The sequence below is a fragment of the Streptomyces poriferorum genome, from assembly GCF_019399235.1.
Taxonomy (GTDB): Bacteria; Actinomycetota; Actinomycetes; order Streptomycetales; family Streptomycetaceae; genus Streptomyces; species Streptomyces poriferorum.
On record NZ_JAELVH010000466.1, the window covers coordinates 1 to 2997 of the forward strand.

General features: G+C 63.9%; 2 protein-coding genes. Both read left to right on the forward strand.

Annotated elements, in window-relative coordinates:
* Nucleotides 1-59 precede the first annotated feature (59 nt).
* Nucleotides 60-596: a hypothetical protein gene (locus JGS39_RS38465; RefSeq protein WP_236064650.1), complete on the forward strand. Its 537-nt coding sequence runs from the start codon at nt 60-62 to the stop codon at nt 594-596.
* A gap of 47 nt (nt 597-643) precedes the next feature.
* Entirely contained in the window at nt 644-2962 is a 2319-nt protein-coding gene (locus JGS39_RS38470; protein ID WP_219574415.1) for a DUF7779 domain-containing protein, read from the forward strand.
* Nucleotides 2963-2997: the final 35 nt, after the last annotated feature.

The window sequence follows — 2997 nt, forward strand, 5'->3', positions numbered from 1 at the left end:
CACGAGTTAAATCTCAGTAGGATGCCGCTCAGCGTGATCTAGCCAGGAAAAAACGGTTGTTGACCGATGCACTCTTCAGTCAGCTACCACGGATCGGCGGCAAAGCAAGGGGGCACAAGGTGCTGGAAGAGGCATTGGCGGCTGCAGCCGCAGCGGGCGGCATCGCGGTGGTGGAGGCCGCCGGAACGGAGGCATGGACAGGGTTGCGGCAGGCGATTGCACGGTGGTTCGGGCGCGGCGACGGACAACGCGAGCAGGCAGAGCTGGAGCGCTTGGACCAGACCGCATCTGCACTCGAAGCCTCTAATGCGGACACAGTGGATCGGGTACGCATTCGCCAAGAGGCGACCTGGCAGGCCCGGATCGAGGCCATGCTGGAGAGCCTGGATGAGACGGAGTGCGACCAGGCCGCTGACGAACTGCGTGCCCTGCTCGCCCAGCACACCCCCCACAGCGAGGCATCGGCCGGCCAGGGTGGGCTGGCCGTTGTTGGCAGCATAGGCATCCGCGCAGAGGGAGGCTCGATCGCAGCCGGAATCATTCACGGAGGCGCGCAGATCGGCCCCCCTCCGGCGCCGGATCCGTCCCAGGGCTGAACGGACCGGCAGCTCCAAGCCCACCACCACAGTCCGCGAGCACCGCTATGCCCGAGAGGGTAGCGGTCCATGCCGCCCACAACAGCACAGCAGTCGGGGTCATCTACCAGGCCGCGCCACGCGTGCCTGCCACATGGCCGTGTCAGGTCGGGGTGATCCCATCTCAAGCGGAGTGGTTCCAGGACCGGGTCGAGACCAGTCGACTGGCCCAGCTGCTGGCCAGCGGCGGTACCGCGGTCGTCGGATCTGCAGACCGAGTGCCTACGAGCGGGGTACTGGCAGGGATGGGCGGGGTTGGTAAGACTCAGCTAGCCGCCCACTATGCGCGCACTGCCTGGGAGGCTGGCACGCTGGATGTGCTGGTGTGGATCACTGCCAACAGCCGTAGCGCCGTCGTAGCTGGCTACGCCCAGGCTGCGGTGGAGATCCTGGGCGTTGACCCAGGTGGCCAAGAGGCGGCGAGGGAGTTCCTGGCCTGGCTGGAGCCCAAGTCGCAGCCGAGCCCATGCCGCTGGCTCGTGGTTCTGGACGACATCGCCGACCCCGTTGACCTGAAGGGGTGGTGGCCGCCAGTCAGCCCGCACGGCCGCGCCCTGGCCACCACCCGACGCAAGGACGCCGCCCTGACCGGGGGTGGTAGACGCCTGATCGAGGTCGGCCTATTCACTGTAGGCCAGGCCCTGGCCTACCTCACAAGTGCTCTGGCCGCCCACGGCCGTATCGAGCCCGAAATGCAGCTCACCGCCCTCGCCAACGACTTGGGCCAGCTTCCGCTTGCGCTATCTCAGGCTGCCGCCTACATCATTGATGCTGGCATCAGCTGCCGGGTCTACCGGGGCCTGCTGGCCGACCGCACTCGTTCCCTCGCCGACTCTGCGCCCGACGTCCTACCCGACGACCAAACCCACACCGTGGCCGCTGCCTGGAGCCTGTCTCTCGACCGCGCCGATACTTTGCGCCCCGTTGGTCTGGCCCGGCCGGTGCTCCAGCTTGCCTCGGCCATGGACCCGAACGGTATTCCTGAACACGCTCTCACCAGCCCGCCCGCCCTCGCCTACCTCGTCGCTCACAGAGCCCGCTGTGATGGCCATCAGACGGAGTACAGCGTCTCTGGCGACAAAACACGTGCGGCCCTGCGAGTCCTGCACCGTCTCAGTTTGATTGAGCATTCTCCGGATGCGCCCCACCCACGCATTCGAGTCCATCAACTCGTCCAACGCACCACACGCGAGTCACTCTCACCCATCGATCGTGCTGATATGGCCCGTTCAGCCGCTAACTCGCTCTTGGCTACCGTCCACGAGCACCGGAATGACAGGGCCGACAAGGATGACTTTCTTGCCAATGCTCTAGCGGTGATTCAGAACGCACAAGGCGACCTGTGGGACCCTGAGCCACACCCGTTGGTCCCGAAGCTCGGCGCCAGCCTTGGTGCCGATTGCCAGTACGATGCCGCCCTGGAGCATTTTCGCCAACTGGTGGAGGCAGCCAACCTCCGACTAGGTTCGGACAGTCGGCACACGCTCGCAATGCGCTACAACCTCGCCTATTGGCAGTGGCGCGCGGGAGACCTGGGTAACGCTTCCACCGCGCTAGTAGACCTGTTGGGCGACACGCAACGCGTATTCGGGTCGATGGACCACCTCACGTTGGCCACTCGCCAGGTTCTAGCCAACGTCAGGGGAGAAGCCGGAGAGGCAACCACTGCCGTGGCAGAACTCGCGGAAGTTCTTGAAGATGCCGTGAAGGACCGTGGGGCAACCGATCTCTTTGCTCTGGACGTTCGCCATAACCTTTCCTACTGGCAAGGTTTAGCTGGCGACACGACGCTAGCCACGGATGGCATCAAGGAAGTGCTCTCCATACGTCACCAGCAAATCGATCCCGAACGGATGACAAAAGAAGAATTCGACGCAATTTTGAGCGGCCTCACCAGCCTCGCCGAACAGTGCGGGAGATCTGGAGACGCAGCGGGAGCAGTCGAACAATACGCCGAACTTACTGAAGGGCTCGGCCAGTATCTGGGCTTGAACCACGAATCCGTCCGTTCCCTGCGCACAAGCCTTGCCTGGTGGAAGGGGTGCTCGGGCGACATCGCGGGAGCAATCGCGGACTATACCGCTCTCCTGGAGGAGGAATCAGACCTCGAGGCCCATCATCCGAACATCCGCACACTCCTGCATAACCTTGGCTACTGGAAGGGCAGGTCCGGCGACCTCGCGGGGGCTATAGCGATCCTCTCGGATCTCCTGGAGATGGGACTCCAGAAATTGGACCCGAACCATCCGGATGTGCAGCTCACCCGCCTCGTTCTTACCCGGTTCCACTGGGCCGCCGGCACGGTACTACAATTGCCGCCTCGTTAAACTGCATTATGGCAGCTACTGAGATTGAACTCGTG

Coding starts and splice junctions, on each gene's coding strand:
- JGS39_RS38470 (WP_219574415.1), top strand. CDS start 644: ATGCCCGAGAGGGTAGCGGTCCATGCCGCCCACAACAGCACAGCAGTC.